Annotated in this window: 9 protein-coding genes and 1 pseudogene; 5 read left to right on the top strand and 5 right to left on the bottom strand. The window is 71.6% G+C overall.

Features of this window, described 5'->3' with window-relative positions:
• Nucleotides 1-23 precede the first annotated feature (23 nt).
• Nucleotides 24-587 (top strand): annotated as a pseudogene (locus tag ACZ597_RS31235) (agmatine deiminase family protein); the annotation flags it as partial.
• Nucleotides 588-672: 85 nt separating this feature from the next.
• On the opposite strand, the gene ACZ597_RS31230 reads toward ACZ597_RS31235, so the two are convergent.
• From ACZ597_RS31230 to ACZ597_RS31220, 3 genes are all read right to left on the bottom strand, one after another.
• Complete coding sequence (locus tag ACZ597_RS31230; protein ID WP_471337318.1) at nt 673-6699, bottom strand: hypothetical protein; 6027 nt, start codon at nt 6697-6699, stop codon at nt 673-675.
• Between the two features lie 81 nt (nt 6700-6780).
• A complete protein-coding gene (locus tag ACZ597_RS31225; RefSeq protein ID WP_471337314.1) occupies nt 6781-8352 on the bottom strand; it encodes a hypothetical protein in 1572 nt (523 codons plus the stop codon).
• Nucleotides 8353-9214: 862 nt separating this feature from the next.
• Nucleotides 9215-9484 carry an aldehyde dehydrogenase family protein gene (locus tag ACZ597_RS31220; RefSeq protein WP_471337309.1) on the bottom strand — a complete coding sequence of 90 codons (270 nt, stop codon included), beginning with the start codon at nt 9482-9484 and terminating at the stop codon, nt 9215-9217.
• 395 nt (nt 9485-9879) lie between these two features.
• Here ACZ597_RS31220 and ACZ597_RS31215 point away from each other — a divergent pair, with 395 nt between their 5' ends.
• From ACZ597_RS31215 to ACZ597_RS31200, 4 genes are all read left to right on the top strand, one after another.
• On the top strand, nt 9880-10335 hold the full coding sequence (locus ACZ597_RS31215; RefSeq protein ID WP_471337306.1) for a helix-turn-helix domain-containing protein: 456 nt from the start codon (nt 9880-9882) through the stop codon (nt 10333-10335).
• Between the two features lie 205 nt (nt 10336-10540).
• Complete coding sequence (locus ACZ597_RS31210) at nt 10541-11068, top strand: regulator component (protein WP_471337302.1); 528 nt, start codon at nt 10541-10543, stop codon at nt 11066-11068.
• Nucleotides 11065-12255: an MAB_1171c family putative transporter gene (locus ACZ597_RS31205; protein ID WP_471337299.1), complete on the top strand. Its 1191-nt coding sequence runs from the start codon at nt 11065-11067 to the stop codon at nt 12253-12255. The genes ACZ597_RS31210 and ACZ597_RS31205 overlap by 4 nt, the downstream gene beginning before the upstream one ends.
• Nucleotides 12252-13442: a cytochrome P450 family protein gene (locus tag ACZ597_RS31200; RefSeq protein WP_471337296.1), complete on the top strand. Its 1191-nt coding sequence runs from the start codon at nt 12252-12254 to the stop codon at nt 13440-13442. Before ACZ597_RS31205 ends, ACZ597_RS31200 begins: the two co-directional genes overlap by 4 nt.
• 84 nt (nt 13443-13526) lie before the next feature.
• On the opposite strand, the gene ACZ597_RS31195 is transcribed toward ACZ597_RS31200, so the two are convergent.
• Nucleotides 13527-14828 carry a cation:proton antiporter gene (locus tag ACZ597_RS31195; protein ID WP_471337785.1) on the bottom strand — a complete coding sequence of 434 codons (1302 nt, stop codon included), beginning with the start codon at nt 14826-14828 and terminating at the stop codon, nt 13527-13529.
• Nucleotides 14829-14903: 75 nt separating this feature from the next.
• The coding region (locus ACZ597_RS31190; RefSeq protein WP_471337292.1) for an amino acid adenylation domain-containing protein at nt 14904-19144 on the bottom strand (4241 nt) is incomplete at its 5' end.

The following is a 19144-nucleotide window of genomic DNA, read 5'->3' as shown; positions in this document are numbered from 1 at the left end:
CGCGAAGGGGGATGCGGCCAGGGGGCACGCTGATGATCACCGAGAGCTCGATCGTCAACGACAACCGCAACCGGGGCAAGTCCCGCGGCACCATCGAGGCCGAGCTGAAGACGACCCTCGGAGTGGAGAAGGCCATCTGGCTGGCCGGCGTGCGCGGCGAGGACATCACCGACGCCCACGTCGACAGCCTCGTACGGTTCACCGAGCCCGGTGTCGTCCTGCTGGACCGCGCGCACCCCAGCACCCCGCCGGACTCCTGGTCGCGCTCCGCGGACCAGGCGAAGTCCGTCCTGTCGAGGGCGACGGACGCCCGCGGCCGCCGCTTCGAGGTCATCGACCTCCCGCAACCGGACCTGAACCGCATCACGGGCCGCGGTGACGACTTCGTCTCCACCTACGCCAACTTCTACATCGCCAACGGCGCCGTGTTCATGCCCAAGTTCGGGGACCGCAAGGCCGACGACCGCGCCCGCGACATCCTCCGGGAGCACTTCCCCAAGCGCGACGTGGTCCCCGTCCCCATCGACACGATCGCCTCGGGCGGCGGCGGCATCCACTGCTCGACCCACGACCAGCCGGCAGGCCCGCCGTCTGACCGTCCCCCTCGCGCCCCTCGGCGGAGACCGCCGAGGGGCTGCTCAGGCCGCAGGTGTCAGGTGGTGTCGGCCATCGTCATGTGGAGAGTGTCACGCACTGCCGGAGCAGCGGTTCCAGGCGCAGCTGAGTGTCCTCTCGATCGAAGGCCTGAAGGGCGTCGAGGCAGCCGACGATCCAGCGGGCCTCCTCCTCGTCCTCGATCTGGACCGCCACCGCGGTGACGGCCTCCTCCAGGTCGAACCAGCCCTCCTTGAACTCCTCGTCGAGTGCCCGGTACCCGGTCGCGAGCAGCGGATCCGCGTACACACCCGTCTCCTCGGCGAAGGCGCGGGCGTACGCCCGGTCGGTCCGCACGTCGGCCAGGCGGCGCAACACCGCGTCCGGATCACCGAGTTCACCGTGCAGGCGGTGGGCGCGGCCCACCAACGACGGCCAGCCGCTGGTCAGTTCGTACAGACGGTCCAGACGGTCCTCCGTGTGGAACATCTCGACCCGTTGGGCCCAGCCGCGCAGACTGCGGCGATCGTGCCGACGCAGCACCACGGGGGCGGCCGAAGTGGTTTCGGCACCCGTCAGCAGAGTTCGCCACAGGGCCAGCTGGGCAGGGTCGGTGACGAGAACGACCGCACGGGTCACCCCGGGGGTGGCGGGCAGCAGGGTCTCGGCCAGGTCGACGGCCTCCCGGCACGTCTCGGACCGCGCCGGATAGCGGGCGAAGTCGCTGATGACCACCCGCCGTTCCCGCGGGATCCCGCCGGTGAGTTCCTGTTTGTAGACGCTGGGCTTGCCGACGGGCGGGAGCTTCCAGTCGGCGATGCGCCCGGCGACCGTGCGCAGCGTGTCGCCCACGTCGGTGACGCCGGTGGCGGAGCTGCCGAGGACGACCCTCGTCTGATTGGAGCGCTCGCCGAGGAGGTCGTCCAGCTGGGTGATGGTGAGGGGGGCCGGCCTGCCGTCGGGCAGTTCGGGACGGCCCTCCTGCACGATGCTCTCCTGGAGTTTGCAGTCCTCCTCGGCCCGGAGCAGGCGGGCGTCCACCTCGTGCGAGGTGCCGATCATGCGGAGTGCGTTCGGGCCCCGCAGGTGCCAGCCCTGCCCGTCGTGGTTCGGCGCGAGGATGCCGAGGCCCACCATCTCCGAGAGATAGGCACGGAAGCCCTCCGTGTCGAGCCGTTCGAAGCCCCTGCGCCAGAACGTCTCGCACTCCTCGCGCAGTTCGGCGTCGCTCAGCCGCATTTCCAGGCCGTGGTGGCGGGCGTGGTACGCCAGCACGTTGGCGATCACGTCGTACCGGTGGTCGAGGCTCAGCGTGTCCTTGAACGCCGCCGAGATCCCGTCCCTGAGTCCGGTGTCCGACTCGACGCCCTCGATGTCGGCGGCCTCCACCGGATACGGGGGGCCTTCGGCTCCGCGTCGGGCCCGCTTCCGGTGCATCAGCTCGACCAGCCGGTGTCCGAACATCTGGAGCAGGAAGGGCTGGTAGGAGCAGTAGCCGAGGACCCTGTTGACGAGGTCCACGTCCTGGAACTCGAAGCCCAGGGCCCTCATCGGCTCGACCAGCAGCTCAGCAGCGGACTGGGGAGCGAGGGGGCCGATCACCTTCGGTGTCTGGGCGAGGTGCCCGAACGGCCCGTTGCTCGCCAGTTTGGCGAACCGCTGCACGGAGTGGAGCCCCGCGAAGACGACTTTGGCCCGGTCCTTGGTGTCGGAACCGAGGCCCTTGAGCTTCTTGGTCTGGTCGAAGCGGGGGGCGTCCGCTTCGAAGAACTGGTCGCATTCGTCGAGGAGGATCAGGACGCGCCGGCGCGAATCCCCGTCCAGCCAGAGGCGGATACCGGCCCGCACCCGCTCGGAGACCTCCTGCCGTGACTTCTTGGCCTGCGGGCCCCCCAGGACCTGTGCCGCCCGCAGCTCCCTGTCGAGGACGCTCCACAGTGCCTCGGGTCCCAGCGAGCTGCCCTTGCCGATGTTCTCCTGGTCGAGGTTCACGTACACCACTTGGTGGTAGCCGGGCCGCTGCCCCTCGAACCGCTCCCCCGCGTCGCTGAGCAGCGCCGACTTGCCGAGACCACGACCGCCGAAGATGACCTGGGTGCCCTGCGGGTCGAGGATGCTCACTCGTTCGGCGTCACGGCCGTAGAACATCTCGCCGCCGATCCGGCCCCGCTTCTCCCGGATGTACGGGTTGACGCCCGAGAACGGCAGGAGCGTCTGCGTGGCCGTACTGACCTGGCGGTTGCCCCGGGCAGCGAGGTAGGCGAGGGCCGCGTCGTCCACGACCAGCAGCGGTTGCAGCTGGTCGGATCCGACGGAGAGTTCCACCCTGGCCTCACGGCCAAGGGTGCCGAAATAGGCGACCAGGAGACTCGCGCCGCTGGTGTCCCGGGCGGCCAGGCTCATGACGACCTTCGCGGGCGGGCGGCCCCAGACCATCAGGACCCGCAGGCTGCCGCCCTGCTCCTTGATCTGTGAGCCGAAGGCGGGCGCCTTCGCACGGCCGTTGATGTCGACGTCGGTCACTTCGAACAGCCGGTACTCACGCCGGTGATGCGACTGCTGGTCCAGCGGCCTGGCGCTCTTGGCGTCGTAGCCGAGCAGCTTGAGGGCGGGGAGCAGCTGTCGGCGGGCGGACACTTCGAGCCGGTCCCGGCCTTCCGTCGCACCGAGCTCCCTCCACGCGTCGAGGGCGTCGGACGCCAGGGCGGCCTCGTCGCTGGAGAGCGTGCCGTAGTCCAGGACGGGGAGCACCTGGTGCTTGCCGCCGTTCCGGACGAGGTCGACCAGGTCGTGGTCGATGCCCTTGGGTAACCCGTCGGGTACGGCCGGGAAGAACTCGGTCAGGTACGACTCGCCTCCCTCGATCTCCGGGACGGGCTCGTCGATCTCCAGGAAGTAGACGAGGTCGGCGGCGGTGGGCAGGCCGCCCGTCTCCAGGTGCCGCAGGACTTGGGCCCGCTGGTCCGCGGTGACGTCCAGGACGTCCAGCCGGGCCCGGATCCGGTCCGCCGCCTGCTGCCGGAAGGCGGGCAGGTCGCGCCGTACCGTGTCGAGGGCTCGCCGTACCGCCATCAGGTCGTGCGTGTCGCCGCGGTCCAGCTCGTCACGGGCGTCGGCCAGGAGCTCCTGAACACGCAGGTCCTGGTCATCGGTCACCGCCCCGTCCGCCTGGGCACGGTGCAGCTCGGCGACGAGCTTGTCGTGTTCCTGGCCGAGCGTCGTACGCCTGGTGGTCTCCCGCTCTTCGATCTCCCCGAGTCCGGGCAGGGTGAGCTCTCCCGCTTCCGCCGCCGGCAGCATCCCGCGTCCGGCCAGCTCGACCATGACACGGGCCGCGGTGAAGGCGTCATGGGCGAGGCGCTCGGCCAGGGCGTCCTCCCAGCTCCGGCCGACCGCTACGAGGAGCCGGGCGAGCGGCGGCCTCTCGTCACAGGTGTCGCACACCTTCAGCAGCTCGGCGTCCAGCACCAGTTCGGGAGGAAGCACGCTGCCGGGCCGCATGGTCCCTGTGTCACCGGCCAGCAGGGCGAACAGTTCCTCCATCGACGTACGCGCCGCCCACGCCGTCGCGGCCGCGAGGGCGGCCGAGCGTCGGGCCAGCTCCTCCAGCTCCGCGAGCACGGCTTCCTTGACGTCCAGCAGGGAGCGGCGCAGGGAGGAGATCTCCTTGACGGCCCGATTTCCGTCGGACCGGTCGCCGCGGCGTACGCCGTCGACCGCCAGGCACCACTCCTTGGCGAGGCCCACGGCCCGCTCGATGAGGTGCACCAAGTCCTGACGCCCGGACCCCTGGAGCGGTTTGCCACTGGGCGAACGGTACTTGCGGTCCATACGGTCGATCTCGTTGTTGACCTCGCCCAGCTTCGACAGCCGATCGGCCTGCTCCCGCACCTGCCGGATCGCGTCGCGGTCGTCACGGACCACGGTCGTGAGCAGCGTTCCGAGCAAACCGTCGTCCGGTGCCAGCCACCGCTTCGCGATCTCCGTCGCCCGCGCGAACCGGAGCCTCTGCGGGGCGAGCAGGGCCCGGCACTGCTCGCGCAGCTCCCTCAGCCGCGCCTCCGTCTCGGACACGTCGGCGATGACGACGAGCGGTGAAGCGATCATGAGGGCGCCGCTGAGTGCGCGGTCGGCGACCGCGGCCGCGACCTCCGCGAGCCGGTCGGGCAGCCGGGGTACCAGGGCCTTGAGCTGTGCGCCCGCCAGGTGGTCGCCGGTGATCAGTGCCGTGCGCAGCAGGGCGGGCAGGAGGACGAGTTCGCTCCCCTCGGCGTCACGTCCCTCGTATCCGCCGTACTCCTGGAGCAGGTCCGAGGTCAGCCGGGCTCCCTGGCTGTCGCCGGAGGTGAGCAGGGCGGCGGCACCGGCGAGACGGAGCGCTGCCACCTGCGGTGCCGGGAAGCCAGCGGCGTCGGCCACGTGCCGGGCGAGCCCGAAGCGCCGTTCCACGACCAGCCGGGCGAGGGCCCGTGCGGCCTCCTCGTCCTCCTCCTCGTCCTCCTCCTCGTCCTCTTCCTCGCCGTTCTCGGCGGAGCCCGTGGCGGGGGCCGAGGCCGTGTCCGGGCCGGGGGCTGCGGGCTCGTCGTACGGAGCGGCGCCCGGGGGGCCCGGCTCGGCGGACGGTACGGGGACTTCGGCCGACTGCTCCTCCACCGCCTTCGGGCCGGGTCCGGCAGGTGCCGCGGCGCGGGTGGAGCCGGCGTCGGGCGAACCGGAACTGGCTGTGACGACTTCCCGTTCGGCGAGGTCGTCCTCGGCCGTCGTGCCGCCGACGTGCTCGGCGGCGTCCTCAGGGTCAGGGCCAGCCGATACGGTCCCGGCCGCTGCGGGTTCGCTCCGGTCGCCCTCCGGCTGCGTCAGCGTCAGTGCAGGAGCCATGATCACTGCCATGGCGCACGTGGGCAGCACCCGCACGACCTGCTCCTGGAGGGTCAGGATCTCGGCCGCGGCGTCCGCCCGCCCGGTCAGCCTGATGATGCGTGCCAGGGCGGCGAGCGCGGCGCTCTCCTCTCGCTGCCCCTCCTCCCACACGGGTGCGGCCAGCAGACGGCGGGCTGCTTGCCGCACGGCCTCGGCGGCAGAGGCAGCGGCGCTGTCGGGTCGGCACGCGACGTGCAGCAGCTCCCCCAGTGTCTCCCGGGCCCGGGCGTCGTGCTCCCTTGCCGTCGCGTACGCGCGCGCGGCGCGCGTCATGTCCTCCAGGCGACGGGGCACCCCCTCCATGCCCGATGCGCGGAACACCTCGCTGGTGGCGGCGAACGCGGGGCCCAGCGCGCCCAGCGGGACCAGGTCCGCGTCGTGCGGGGGACGCCCGTCAACCAGTGCTTCGGACACCCTGACCACGGCCTGTCGGGCCCGCGCGACGGCCGACTCCAGCTGTCGGCAGGACGCCTCCGGATCCGGATCCTCCTCGGGGCGGGCGTCGGTCGTGCCCGGCTCGGCGATGACGGCATCGCGCTCGGAGTTCCGGTCGGCCACGGGCGACTCCCCGCCCTCGGATCCTCCCTGCGCCGTACCGAAGGTGAAGTCGGGGTATGCCGCCATGATGGACCGGGCCACATCACCGACCGCGGCGAACCGTGCCTTGCCGTCCTCGTCGGCCGTGGCCGCGAACCAGTCCTGATCTGCCGCCCAGGCGAGGATGTACGCGTCGGCGACGGAAGCGCTGCACCAGGCGAACACGGTGGCGCGGACCAGCGACGCGCCCCACCGGGCGACGGGATCGGGCATCGGCTCACCGTCCCGGGCCAGGACGAAGCCGCCCACCTGCTTCATCACGGTGAACGTGAGCTCCCTGACACCGCAGGTACAGGCGTGCTGCCGGACGTCGCGGCGCAACCTGGCCAGTACGTCCCTGCACAGGGCACTGCCCGCCCGTCGAGGGGCTGCCATGCGGATCCCCAGGTTGCCCAGCAGCTCCTGCCGCCTTCTGTGGGACAGGGAGTTGAAGGCGAGCTCCACCATGCCGGCCGTGAGGTCGGGCAGGGCGGCTGCGACCGGGGGCTCCAAGGCGTTGAGGGCGTCGGCCAGGCGTTCGAGGGCTTCGGCCGAGACACCGTGCGGGGACATCGGCGGCCCCGTGAGGGCGAGGTAGCGGTCTTGCATGTACGCGTGCTCCGTATTCTTTGCCGGTCAGTGGTCGGTTCTCGGGCTCGGCTCACTCGACGCGCGGCGCTGGTGAACCGGTCACTGGCCACGGGTGTGCGGGGTGACGAACGTGTAGCCGTAAGGCAGTTCCCAGCCGTCGGCCTTGCCAAGTCCGCGGCAGTACTCCCGGAACGCCGCCCGCTGGAGTCCGCTGGGAGAGCAACCCGGCCGGAGGCGGCGCAGATGGCCGGCGACGAACTGGACGGCGTACAAGCCTTCACCCCCCGGTTCCGTACCGCCCCAGGGGTGCCTCACCCGGTACCGGGCGGGACGGTAGCCGATGAGCGGGACCTCCGGTTCCCCGTCGCGTGCCGGAAAACGCGGTTGGCCCCAGGCGTCGCGGCTTCCGAGGGCGGGTTCCAGGAAGCGTTCCGCCAGCAGTTCGACGACCGCCGATTCCAGGGTGGCGACCTGTGACCTGGCGGGCCGGGGCCCGTACGCCGCATACGGCAGGACCGAGCGGTCCAGCAGGGCATGGCCGTCCAGGGTGAGGAGCCCGCATCGGCGCACCGTCCGCATCACCAATGGCCGGGGGCCGAGACCGGCAGCCGTGTCACCCTGGCGATCGCTCCCCGGAGCGTCCTCCCTGGTGAGCACACAGGGGTCGAAGCAGTGGCCGATCACTCGGCCCCCGGCCGCCACCGGTTCCCCGAGCGGTGTGGTGACGGCGCGGATCACACTGCCCCCGCGGAGCCAGCGCAGCTCCAGCAGCAGGCCGGGAAAGAAGTCCGCCGGCCAGCTGACCCCGGTCAGCCGGCCGCCGCCCCCGCCGAACTCGGCGGCCACCTCCTGGACCGACTCGCTCCCTCGGCCGCCGCGGGGGGAGTGGGCGAGTTCGAGGCGCGGGGTGGGGCGTTGTCCTCGGGACAGCCGGAATTCGCGTGCGACGTCCGGGTGCAGGGGGAGCCACCCGCCGGAGAGGTGGGCCAGCCTCAGGGGCAACCGCCACACGATCTCCTTCCCGTCGGCCCGCAGCAGTTCACTGGGGCCGAGGGAGTCGTCGTCGGCGAGGGGCAGGTCGAGCGGTTCCGCCTCCGCTTCCTGCTCCCGCGCCGGCGCGCTCGTCGTGGAGGTCCAGCCGCGTCCGGCCGGGACCAGCGGATCTCCGAGGGGCTCCTCGTCACCGGGATGGTGGGACCTCCACACACCGCCGCCTTCGAAGGCGTCGTCGAGCGTGATCCGGGAGCCGGTCTCGAACCGGCCCCGGTCGCTGTCCCGCCGGACCGTGTCGGCCAGCGTCACGTTCGCCCGGCAGACAGCTCCCGCGTACCCCGGTCCCCTGAGCACGTCGCCGGCTCCGGGGAACCCGCGCAGCCTGGGCCCGACCGCCGTGTACACGCTCACGGAGGAGGTGAGGCCGTGCCGCCGCCTCGCGGGCGTGGCCGCGTGTTCCACCGCTGCCGCGAGGGACCTCAGATCATCGCCACCCAGTGGTCCGGGGTCGCGCCAGCCGGCGGCCAGGGAGGCGCGGGTCATGGCGTAGTGGCCCCATGTGCGCAGCGCATCGCTCGAATCCAGGACGCCCCGCACCGTGTCGAGGAGGCCGCGCAGCCCCTCCCGCAGATCGTCGTCGTGCGTGCTGCCCACGAGTGCGGCGAGGGACACCGGCACGAAGGGACTGAGCAACTGCTCGCGTGCTGTTGTCAGGAGATGGTCCGAGTAGGCCGTGAGGTCGTCGCACAGGGCGGCCCCCCCGGGAAGGGAAGCAGATGTCGACGACGACGTGCCCGTCCCCGTTCATCCACTTCCGGCGCATGCGTAAGCGGTGGATCTGGGCCGGTGACAGACTCAGGGCCGGGCCGAAGGCGTTCAGATCCGGCACCAGGAGCTCCCTGCGCCGTGGGGCGTCGTCGTTCCCCGGCCTGCCCGGCCCCTCGGCGCCCGCGGGCGCGCCCGACACCCAGGCCGGTACGTCCCCGAGGGGACCGACCTCCGGGTGGGCGCCCTCCCTGTAGACGATCTCGGCGTAGAGCGGGTCCGAGCCGGTGGCCATGCACACCATGGCGCCGACCGGGAGTACGGGAGCCTGTTCACCGAAGGTGATCACGGGGAAGTCGTCGAGGCGCAACGGGCTGCCGCCGTATCCTTCGCCGCCGATGTCGTAGCCGAAGTACACGGCGTTGAAGGCGACCGCGGTGTGCACCGGCGCCGAGCGGGCCGCGACGACCGCTTCGAGGTAGCGCAGCAGCCGGTCCCGCTCCTGGTCGGATGCGGCCGCGTGGCCCCTGGTCATGGCAGGGGTCAGCAGAGGCCGGTCGCCGTACGGGACGGGCACCTCCCTCCCGTCCCGGCGTACTGATGACGTCTGCGGCCCCGGACGGCCGCCGACTGCTGTGGATCCGTATGAGTCCCCACCCATGACACCTCCGCCACACTGCAGGTTGCCCCGGCATGGTCTGCGGTTATTCACGCAGACTATGCCTGCGCATGGTGTTGCGGTGGTGGTTTCATCACTTCACCCCGGTCGACGGGCTCAGAGCATCAGGTGTTCGAGGCGGGTGCAGTCCAGCAGGCCCGCCATCGAGAGGTCGCTGCCGTAGCCCGACCGGCCGGTGCCGCCGTGCGGCATCTCGGAGACCGTGGTGCCGTGGGTGTTCACCCCGACGATGCCGGTGCGCAGGGAGCGGGTCGCGCGCATGGCGCGGTCGTGTTCGGCCGTCGACACGCTGGCGGCCAGGCCGTGGCGGACGCCGTGGGCCAGGTGCGGGGCCTCCTGCTCGTCCGTGAAGGACTGCACGGTCACGACGGGGCCGAAGCCGGTGCCGGGGCGGAGGTCTTCCCGGACATCCGAGCGGCCGGGCCGGCCGTGACGCGGGCCGGCCTACCCGGTGGTATGTGAGGCCCCGCGCACGGGGGATGACGCGGGGCCTCGCACCCCACCATAGCGCGCGCCCCGGGCTCCGTACGACGGTCGGTCCGGGCCGTCGGCCGAGCTCACCCCCGTGAAGCTCGACCCCGACCCGGCCGGCGCCGCCTGCCGCTCCGCCCACTCGACACTCCAGTGGCGGAGAAGCATTGGTAACGTACACCAGAGTATCCGTCAGGCGTCAACCAAAGTGTCGCCGGTGCCGGCCCGTTGGGCTTCGAGGAACACTGTGGTGGGCAAGGACTCGGCATCACGCCAAGGAGGTCGTGTACGTGGAGGATGACCAGTCGCCCACCTTCGCCCAGCTCCTGGACCACCTCTTCCGCGAGGTGCACCCCCCTTCGCGGGGGCCCTACACCTACGCGGAGGTCGCCGAGGGGATCCGCAAGGCCGCGACCGGAGAGGGGCGCGGGGTGACGGCGAGCGCCATCCAGCAGCTGCGCACCGGCGCCAAGCGGAACCCGACGCGGCACACCATCAAGGCCCTGGCCGACTTCTTCGGCGTGCCGGCGGGCTACTTCGTCGACAGCGCCGCGGCCGAACGCACCAGGGCGGAGATCGGCCTCCTCGCCGCCATGCGCGACCAGGACGTCCGCAAGGTGGCCCTGCGCGCCAACGGCCTGAGCGCCGACAGCCTGAAGATGCTGTCCACCGTCATCGAACAGGCCCGGAAGCTCGAAGGACTCACCACCGACGACCCCGAAACGGACCTCGACCTGGACGACTGAACCGCACGCCGGGCGCAGGTCGCACGACCCCCGGCGCCGCAACCACCCCCCTGTGGCCGCTCATCGGCAGGGGGGCGTCAGGCGTTTCCCGACCCCACCATCGATGCGGAGTCGCGGACATGCCAGCATGGGGGCGCGTTCCGGGCTTCCAGGGAGAGGTTCGCCCCGGCCGACCACCCCCGACCGGCGTCACCAGAGTGAGGACATGGACCTTGAGCAGCTTCGCGCCACGTGTGAGGCGCGCGTCGAGGCACTTCGGCTCCCGCACCGCTTCAGCACCCGCGACCTCCGCGACGCCGTGGCCGAACTGCGCGGACGCCCCATCATCCTCCGCCCGCTGAGCACACTGGGCGCCATGGACGCCCCGTGCGGCATCCGCCTGGAGACCCCGGACGCCGACCTGTTGTTCTACGAGGAGGCCACCTCCCCCCTCCACCAGAACCACATCCTGGCCCACGAGATCAGCCACATCATCTGCGACCACCCCGGCAGCCTCGAACTGGACCAGGACACCCTGCACGCGATCGGGTTCAACCCCACCCTCGTCCAGCGCATGTCCGGCCGGACCAGCTACACGAGCGAGGACGAGCGCGAGGCCGAGGTGATGGCCAGCGTGATCCGACAACTCATGTACCGGGGACGCGAAAGCCCGCCGAGCCGGCCCGCCAGCGGGGCCGAGAGCTGGGACGCGCTGTTCGCCGAGCCACACAGGAAGAAGCGCCACCGGAAATGATCGACATCCTCTTCACGGGCACGGCCGTCGTGCTGCTGTGCTTCGCCGCATACTGGGTGCGGGGACGCGGCGGGCACCGCCCCAAGGGCACCTGGGCGATGGCGGCGCTGCTGACCTCGTTCGCCCTCGCCTTCGCCTCCTACGCGCCCGCCGTGGAGCGCGCGGTCGAGTCGGTGGTCCCCCACGTCGCCCGGCTCCTCAGCAACACCTTCACCCTGACGGCGGCCACCTCGGTCCTCGCGTTCCTCTTCCAGCTCAACCTGGAGCGCGAGCGGGCCCGCCGGCAGATCCGGCTGCGCGTCATCACCCTCGCGCTCTGCGCCGCCGGCATGACCGCCTTCTTCGCCGCGGAACAACTCACCGGACGCAACCCGGTGTTGTACGCGTGCTACGTGCTCATCTACATCTCCTACCTGGGGTACACGGCCAAGGACTTCCTGGTGCAGACCTGGGCCCAGTCCAGGCGCTCGGCCCGCCGCAGCCAGCGCTGGGGCCTGCGCACCACCTCGGTCGGCTGCGGCTTCGCCCTCCTCTACGCCGCGTACAAGCTCTTCGCCCTGGTCTCCATCGGCCTCGGCCTGGGGCTCGTCCCCGACCACGCCCGGTGCTCCACGCCGCTGACCCCCTTCCGCTGCGCGTTCAGCGTGACCGCGCCCGCCGTCGCCGTACTCCTCATCACCGTAGGGCTCACCCTCCCCGCCCTGCTGTGGCCGCTCAGCCGACTGCGCCGCCGCCGCTGGGAGCGGAACTCGTACACCGCGCTGGAACCCCTGTGGCGGGAGGTCACCTCGGCGGTCCCCGAGGTCGTGCTCGACCCGGGCAACACCGGAGCCGACGCCCACGACCTGGACTTCCACCTCCACCGCCGGGTCATCGAGATCAACGACTGCGTGCTCGCCCTGCGCCGGTACCGTCAGACCTCGGTACGGGACGCCGCGGCCGCCGAGGCCGCCCGCCGGGGCACGGCCGGCACCCCCGAGGGCGACGCCGAGGTGGAGGCGGCCGTCATCGCCGCGGCCATCGACGCGAAGCGCACCGGCCTCCCCCTCGACGGCGACGAGGCCCCGCCCGCCGCCGGAACCCGCTCCCGCAAGGGCGACCTCCCGGCGGAGACCGCCTGGCTGCTGCTCGTGGCGGACGCCCACGCGCGCCGCCGGGCACCCGAGCACGCGGGCGCGGCCTCGTGACCGCCCCGCGGCAGGACCCCCTGCGCGACCCGCGCTTCTTCGCCGACCCCTACCCCACCTACGAACGGCTGCGCGAGGGCTGTCCCGTCCAGCGGATCCCCACCGGCTCCGGCGGCCACCACGCGTACCTGATCACCGGCCACGCCGAGGCCCGCGAGGCGTTCACCGACCCCCGGCTGTCCAAGGACACGGCCCGGTTCTTCGCCGGCCGGCCCTCGGACCGCGACCTGCACCCCGCCGTCTCCCGCAACATGCTGTCGAGCGACCCGCCCGTCCACACCCGCCACCGGCGGGTGGCGACACCGCTGTTCACCACCGGCCGCGTCCGGGAACTGCGCCCGTTCATCACCCGGGTCGTCGGCGGCCTCACGGCCACGTGGCGACCGGGCACGGACATCGACCTGGTGGCGGACCTGGCCGTCCCCCTCCCGGTCACCGTCGTCTGCGAGCTGCTGGGCGTACCGGAAGCCGACCGCGCCGCCCTCGCCGACTGGTCCCACGACCTCTTCGACGCCACGGACACCGCCCGCGTCGACGCGGCGTCACACCGCATCGGCGACCACCTCACCGCGCTCGTGGAGACGGCCCGCGCGAACCCCGGCGAAGGCCCGCTCCACTCCCTCCTGCGCGACTGCGAGGAGAACGGCCTCGACGGGGACGAGACCGTCTCCCTGGCCGCCCTCCTCCTGGTCGCCGGGCACGAGACCACCACCCACTTCATCGGCAACGCCGTCCTGGCCCTGCTCCGGCACCCGGAGGCGTTCGACCGCCTGCGCCGGGACCCGGACCTGGTCCCCGGTGCGCTCGACGAACTGCTCCGCTTCGACTCCCCGGTGAGCGTGGCCACCTTCCGTCACAGCACGGAGGACCTGAGCATCGGCGGGACCGGCATCCCGGCCGGCCATCCGGTGCTCATCGCCCCCGGGGCCGCCAACCGCGACCCGTCCGCTTTCCCCGACCCGGACCGCCTGGACCTCGACCGCGACGCGGCCGCCCACCTCTCCTTCGGCCACGGCATCCACCGCTGCCCGGGTGCCCCGCTGGCCCGGGCCGAGGCGGAGATCGCCCTCCGCACCCTCCTGACCCGCTTCCCGGACACCCGCCTGGCCGTCCCCGCGGAATCCCTGACCTGGCGCCGGACCCGCCTCACCCGGGGCCTGACCGCCCTCCCCCTCACCCTCGCCTGACCCGCGCCGACCGGTCGGCGCAACCGGACGAGCCGGCGGGGGCACCGATACGGTGCCCCCGCCGGCTCGTCCCTCACGAGCACGTCACCTGGCCGCGAATTCCCGTCGCCGCATTTCGGGAGTCGCCGGCTGCTGGGCGGCCAAGCGGTCGACCAGGGTGAGCCCGGGCGCCGTCAGCACCGTGGTGACCAGCGTCATCACCACCAGCATGGCGAACACGGTGGGTGTGATGATCCCGAGTTCCAGTCCGACACCGAGCACCACGAGCTCGGTGAGCCCCCGGCAGTTCATGAGTGCGCCGAGCGAGAGCGACTCCTGCCAGCCGAGCCCGGTCATCCGGGCCGCACCGGTGCTCCCCGCCCACTTGGTGACGGTCGCGACAGCGACGATGAGGGCGCACCAGCCCCACAGCGCGGGGTCCGCACCGATCAGCCGGAAGTCGGTCTGCAGTCCCGAGTAGGCGAAGAACAGCGGCATCAGGAGCACCACGGTGACGCCCCGCACCTGTTCCACGGCTGCCGTCTGCGCCGCACCGCGCGGAACGACGACGCCGAACAGGAACGCCCCGAAGATCGGGTGGATGCCGATCCAGTCAGTGGCGAAGGACGCCAGCAGGATGCCCGCGAGGAGCACCAGCAGGAGCGCCGCTCCCCCGCCCAGCCGATCCGCGTGGCGCTCGGCGAGCCGGGCCAGCAAGGGCCGCAGTCCGTACATCATCACGGAGATGAACGCGGCGGTCAGGACGAGCGTGGTGAGCACTGCGGTCGGGGAGGTGCCCCGGCCCAGTGCCGTCGCCAGAGCGAGCAGGCACCAGGCGGTGATGTCGTCGACGGCTGCGCACGTGAGCGCGAGCGCGCCTACGGGGGTGCGGTCGATCTTCCGGTCCGTCAGGATCCGTGCGAGCACCGGGAACGCGGTGATGCTCATGGACACGGCGATGAAGAGCGCGAAGGCCGGGAACCCGATGCCGGGGTCCGCGAACCGCCCGTACATCACGAACGCGAGGAGGACTCCGCCGATCATCGGCACGGCCACGCTCACGTTGCTGACCATCACCGCGGCCTTGCTGCGGCTGCGGACCTGCCCCACGTTCAGCTCGTACCCGATCAGGAACATGAAGAGGATCAGGCCCACCTGGGCCATCGCGTTGATCACGGGCAGCAGATCGGCGGGGAAGAGCCACCGCTGCCCCGAGGGCCAGACGGCCCCGAGCAGCGAAGGGCCCAGTGCGATACCCGTAAGGATCTCGCCGATCACCGGAGGCTGCCCCAGCCGGCGGCAGAAGCGGCCCGCGAAATGACTGCAGACCATGATCAGGGCGAGCATCAGGAAGAGATGGGACATGCGGGACACGGCCGGCAGACCGATGTCGAATCCAGCGATCATCGACAAAGCACCAATTCTCTGAGTTGTTGAAGGATTCGGGGAAGTGCGGGCGGATCCGAATCCGCCCTCGAATACCTACCGCCTGTTCCCGCGGGCAATGTCCTGCCATATTTCGGTCAGCGACTCCGGGCGAGCCATCTCCGCGTGGGTGCAGGAGATGCGCGCGACCTCGAACCGTCCCGACACGTGTCCGTTCCAGACGGTCGCATCCGGCATGCCGGCGGGCTTCCCGTATTCCGCCTCATAGAACCGGACGTCCCCGTCGAATTCTCCGGGAACGTGCTCCACCATGATCCGGTGGTTGTTCCTGTACACCGCGGCGATCTCCTCGAGGTTCCGCTCGGCGAGTTCGGTGAACAGGCTTCGGTCCCGGCGCAGTGCCGCCACGACCCCCGTCATCGTGAGCGGCTCCCCGTCGTCCTGGGCCCGCACTCCGAAGAACTCGGCGAGTCCGGCCACCACCTCCGCCTCTGTGATCGGGGTCTGGGTCGGGGCCTCGTGTGCGGGATAGGAGTCGAGCAGCGCGAGGGTCTCCACCTTCTCGCCCTGAGCCCGCAGCTGGACGGACATCTCATGGGCGACGACACCGCCGAAGGACCAGCCCATCAGGTGGTACGGGCCCGATTCCTGCACGGCACGGATCTGCCGGATGTAGTCGGCCGCCATTTCCCGTATCGAATCCGGGAGCGCGTCCTTGCCGTCCAGGCCGCGTGCCTGGAGGGCATAGACGGAGTGCTCCGGGGAGGCGATTCCCGCCAAGGGCGAGTAGCACCAGCCGATACCGCTGACGGGGTGGACGCAGAAGATCGCGGAGCTGCCTCCGTTGCTCCTGATGGGCAGGAGCACGTCGAACGCCTCCCCGGCCGAAGCCCGGCCCAGCTGTCCGGCAAGAGTGGCGACGGTGGGCGTGGCGAACAGGGCCCTGATGGCGAGCTTGGCGCCGAGGACCTCCCGGATGCGGCTGATCACCTGGACCGCCAGCAGCGAGTGCCCGCCCAACTCGAAGAAGTTGTCGTCGATTCCGACCGTCGGGACCCCGAGGACCTCGGCGAACAGGTCGCACAGGACCTCCTCCTCCGGGGTCCGCGGACCGCGCCCGGCCGCGTCGGCCTCGAACACGGGCGCCGGCAGGGCCCGCCGGTCCAGCTTGCCGTTGGCGGTCAGCGGGAGCCGGTCGAGCACCACGAACGCGCTGGGGACCATGTACTCCGGCAGCAGGCCGGCCGCGTGCGCACGCAGCGCTTCGGCATCCACCCCCTCGTTCCCCGCCTCCGCCACCACGTAGGCCACCAGACGCTTGTCCCCGGGCTGGTCCTCCCGGGCGACGACCGCGACCTGCGACAGCCCCGGGAAGCGGCCCAGCACGGTTTCGATCTCGCCGAGTTCGATGCGGAAGCCGCGGATCTTGACCTGGTCGTCGACCCGGCCCAGGTACTCCAGGAGTCCCTCCCGGGACCAGCGGGTCACGTCGCCGGTGCGGTACATGCGGCTGCCGGCCGGGCCGAAGGGATCGGCCACGAACCGCTCCGCCGTCAGACCCGGACGCCCGAAGTAGCCCCGGGCCAGCCCCGTACCGGCCAGGTAGAGCTCGCCGGCCACACCTGCCGGCACCGGCTGCAGGTTGCCGTCCAGGATGTAGGCCTGCGTGTTCCGCAGCGGGCGGCCGATCGGCGGCACCCCCGAGACGGGGCCCTCGGTGGACCAGACGGTGGAGAACACCGTCGCCTCGGTCGGGCCGTAGATGTTGTACACGCGCCCGGCTCCGAGTGCGTCACTGACCTCGGCGGCGGCCTGGGCGGTCAGGGCCTCGCCGCAGAACACCAGGTTCTCCACCGTGGTGCGCACGTCACCCTGGGACACGATCCGGGTGAGCGCGGACGGAACCCCACTCATCAGGGCCGGCGAACCGCCGTCGGGGTTCCGGTCGCCCAGGGCCAGCAGATCGCGCAGCACCTCGATGCGACCGCCGGCCAGCAGCGGGCCGAACATCTCGAACACGGAGACGTCGAAGTTGAGCGACGTGGTGAACAGGACGTGCTCCAGGGCACGTTCACCGAACTCGGCCCGTGCCCAAGCGCCCAGGTTGGCCACGTTGGCATGGGTGACGACGACGCCCTTGGGGCGGCCGGTGGAGCCCGAGGTGTAGATGACGTACGCCGGGTGCAGCGGTTGCAGGGCACCGACCCGGTCGAGGTCGGTCGGATCGGTGGCGGGCCGGCCTTCCAGGGCGGCGACGACCTCGGGGGCGTCCAGGACCAGGCGCGGGGTCCGGGAGCCGTCCGGGAGCGTCCCCGCGGTCTCCTCGACCGTGAGGACGAGCGCCGGATCGGCGTCCTGCAGCAGGTAGGCGATCCGGTCCGCCGGGTACGCCGGGTCGACGGGCATGTAGGCGGCTCCCGCCTTGAGCACGGCGAGCAGTGCCACCATCGTCTGCGCGGTGCGCGGCAGAGCGAGCGCGACGAACTGTTCGGGGCCGACCCCGTGCGCGATGAGGTGGTGGGCCAGTCGGTTGGCCCGCTCGTTCAGCTCGCCGTAGCTCAGTTCGGCGTCCGAGGCCAGGACTGCCGGCCGCTCGGGTGCCAGGGCGACCTGCGCCTGGAAGAGCGCGGGAAGGGTCGCGTCGGTCAGCTCGGCCCCGGTGTCGTTCCACTCCCCCAGGATCTGCCGCCGCTCCTGCTCGGAAAGGATCCCGATCCCGCCGAGCGGCCGGTCCGGATCCACGACCGCCGCCTCCATCACCCGCACCATCCGGGTCACGAGGGCTTCCACGCTCGCCCGGTCGAACAGGTCCGTGCTGTAGTACAGCAGGCCACCGATTCCGGCCGGACCGCTGCCGGTCCCGTGCTGCTCGGTGAAGTGGAAGCCCAGGTCGAACCTGCTGAACTCGAACGGGGCCACCTCCTGATCCACTGTCAGGCCGGGCAGGCTCAGCGCACTGCCGTTGGCGGCCTCCACGCCGAAGATGACCTGGAACAAGGGGTGTCGGGCCATCGACCGCTGGGGGTTGATCGCTTCCACCAGTCGTTCGAACGGTACGTCCTGGTGGGAGTAGGCGGCGAGGTCGGTTTCGCGGGTGCGGGCGAGGAGTTCGCGGAAGGTGGGGTTGCCGGAGGTGTCGTTGCGCAGGACGAGGGTGTTGACGAAGAAGCCGACGAGGTCGTCGAGTGCTTCGTCGGTGCGTCCGGCGATGGGGGTTCCGAGGGGGATGTCCGGGCCGGCGCCCAGTCGGGTCAGCAGTGTGGCGAGGGCGGCCTGGAGCACCATGAACATGGTGGTGTTGGTCTCCTGGGCCAGGCCGGCGAGTGCGCGGTGGAGTTCGGCGTCGATCCTGATCGGGACGGTGTCGCCGCGGTAGCTGGCCACCTTCGGCCGGGGCCGGTCGAAGGGCAGCTCCAGCTGGTCCGGGATTCCCTCCAGGGCCCGCTTCCAGAAGTCCAGTTGCCTGCGCACGAGGGAGCCGGGGTCTTCCTCCGCGCCGAGGAGCTCGTGCAGCCACAGGGTGTAGTCGGCGTACTGCACCGGGAGCGCGGACCACGCCGGCGCCAGACCCTGGAGCCGTGCGCGGAACGCGGTCTCCACGTCACGTCCGAGGGGCCCCATCGAACCGCCGTCGCTCGCGATGTGATGCACGAGCAGCAGCAGGACGTGCTCGTCGGGACCGAGGGTGAACAGCGTCGTCCGGAGCGGGAGCTCGGCGGCCAGGTCGAACACGTACTGTCCCGCGTCACGCAGCGCTGCGTGTGCCTCGTCCGCGGGGCAAGTGGCGCGGTGCAGCCTCACTTCGACCGCGTCCACTCCCAGCACGACCTGGGTCGCGCTTCCGTCGATCTCCCGGAAGACCGTCCTCAGGCTCTCGTGCCGTACCACCACATCGTTCAACGCCTGTTCGAGGACGTCCGCGTCCAGGGCCCCGGTGATCCGGAACGCCACCGGGACGTTGTACGTGGCGTTCGCACCCTCCAGCTTGTTCAGGAACCACAGCCGGTTCTGCGCCGGCGACAGCGGGATCCGTTCCGGACGCTCCGTCGCGGTCAACGCGGGCCTGGCTGAGGCCGCTTCCGCGATCCGGTCGGTGAGGGCGGCGATGCTGGGGGTCTCGAAGAGGGCCCGTACGGGCAGCTCGACGCCCAGGGTCGCGCGGATGCGGCTGATGAGACGGGTGGCGAGGAGGGAGTGGCCGCCGAGCTGGAAGAAGTCGTCGTCGATGCCGACGGCCGGGACGCCGAGGACCTCGGTGAAGAGCCGGCAGAGGGTTTCCTCCTGGGGGGTCCGCGGGGTGCGTCCGGTTCCGGGGGCGGGCAGGTCGGGGACGGGCA

It is taken from the genome of Streptomyces sp. NPDC040718 (genome assembly GCF_055593565.1).
This window is presented reverse-complemented; position numbering and strand designations above follow the sequence as displayed.

Bases quoted from the DNA above. Each gene is read 5' to 3' on its own strand.
- ACZ597_RS31195 (WP_471337785.1), bottom strand. From the start codon at position 14,828: ATGATCGCTGGATTCGACATCGGTCTGCCGGCCGTGTCCCGCATGTCC.
- ACZ597_RS31205 (WP_471337299.1), top strand. From the start codon at position 11,065: ATGATCGACATCCTCTTCACGGGCACGGCCGTCGTGCTGCTGTGCTTC.
- ACZ597_RS31210 (WP_471337302.1), top strand. From the start codon at position 10,541: ATGGACCTTGAGCAGCTTCGCGCCACGTGTGAGGCGCGCGTCGAGGCA.
- ACZ597_RS31230 (WP_471337318.1), bottom strand. From the start codon at position 6,699: ATGCAAGACCGCTACCTCGCCCTCACGGGGCCGCCGATGTCCCCGCAC.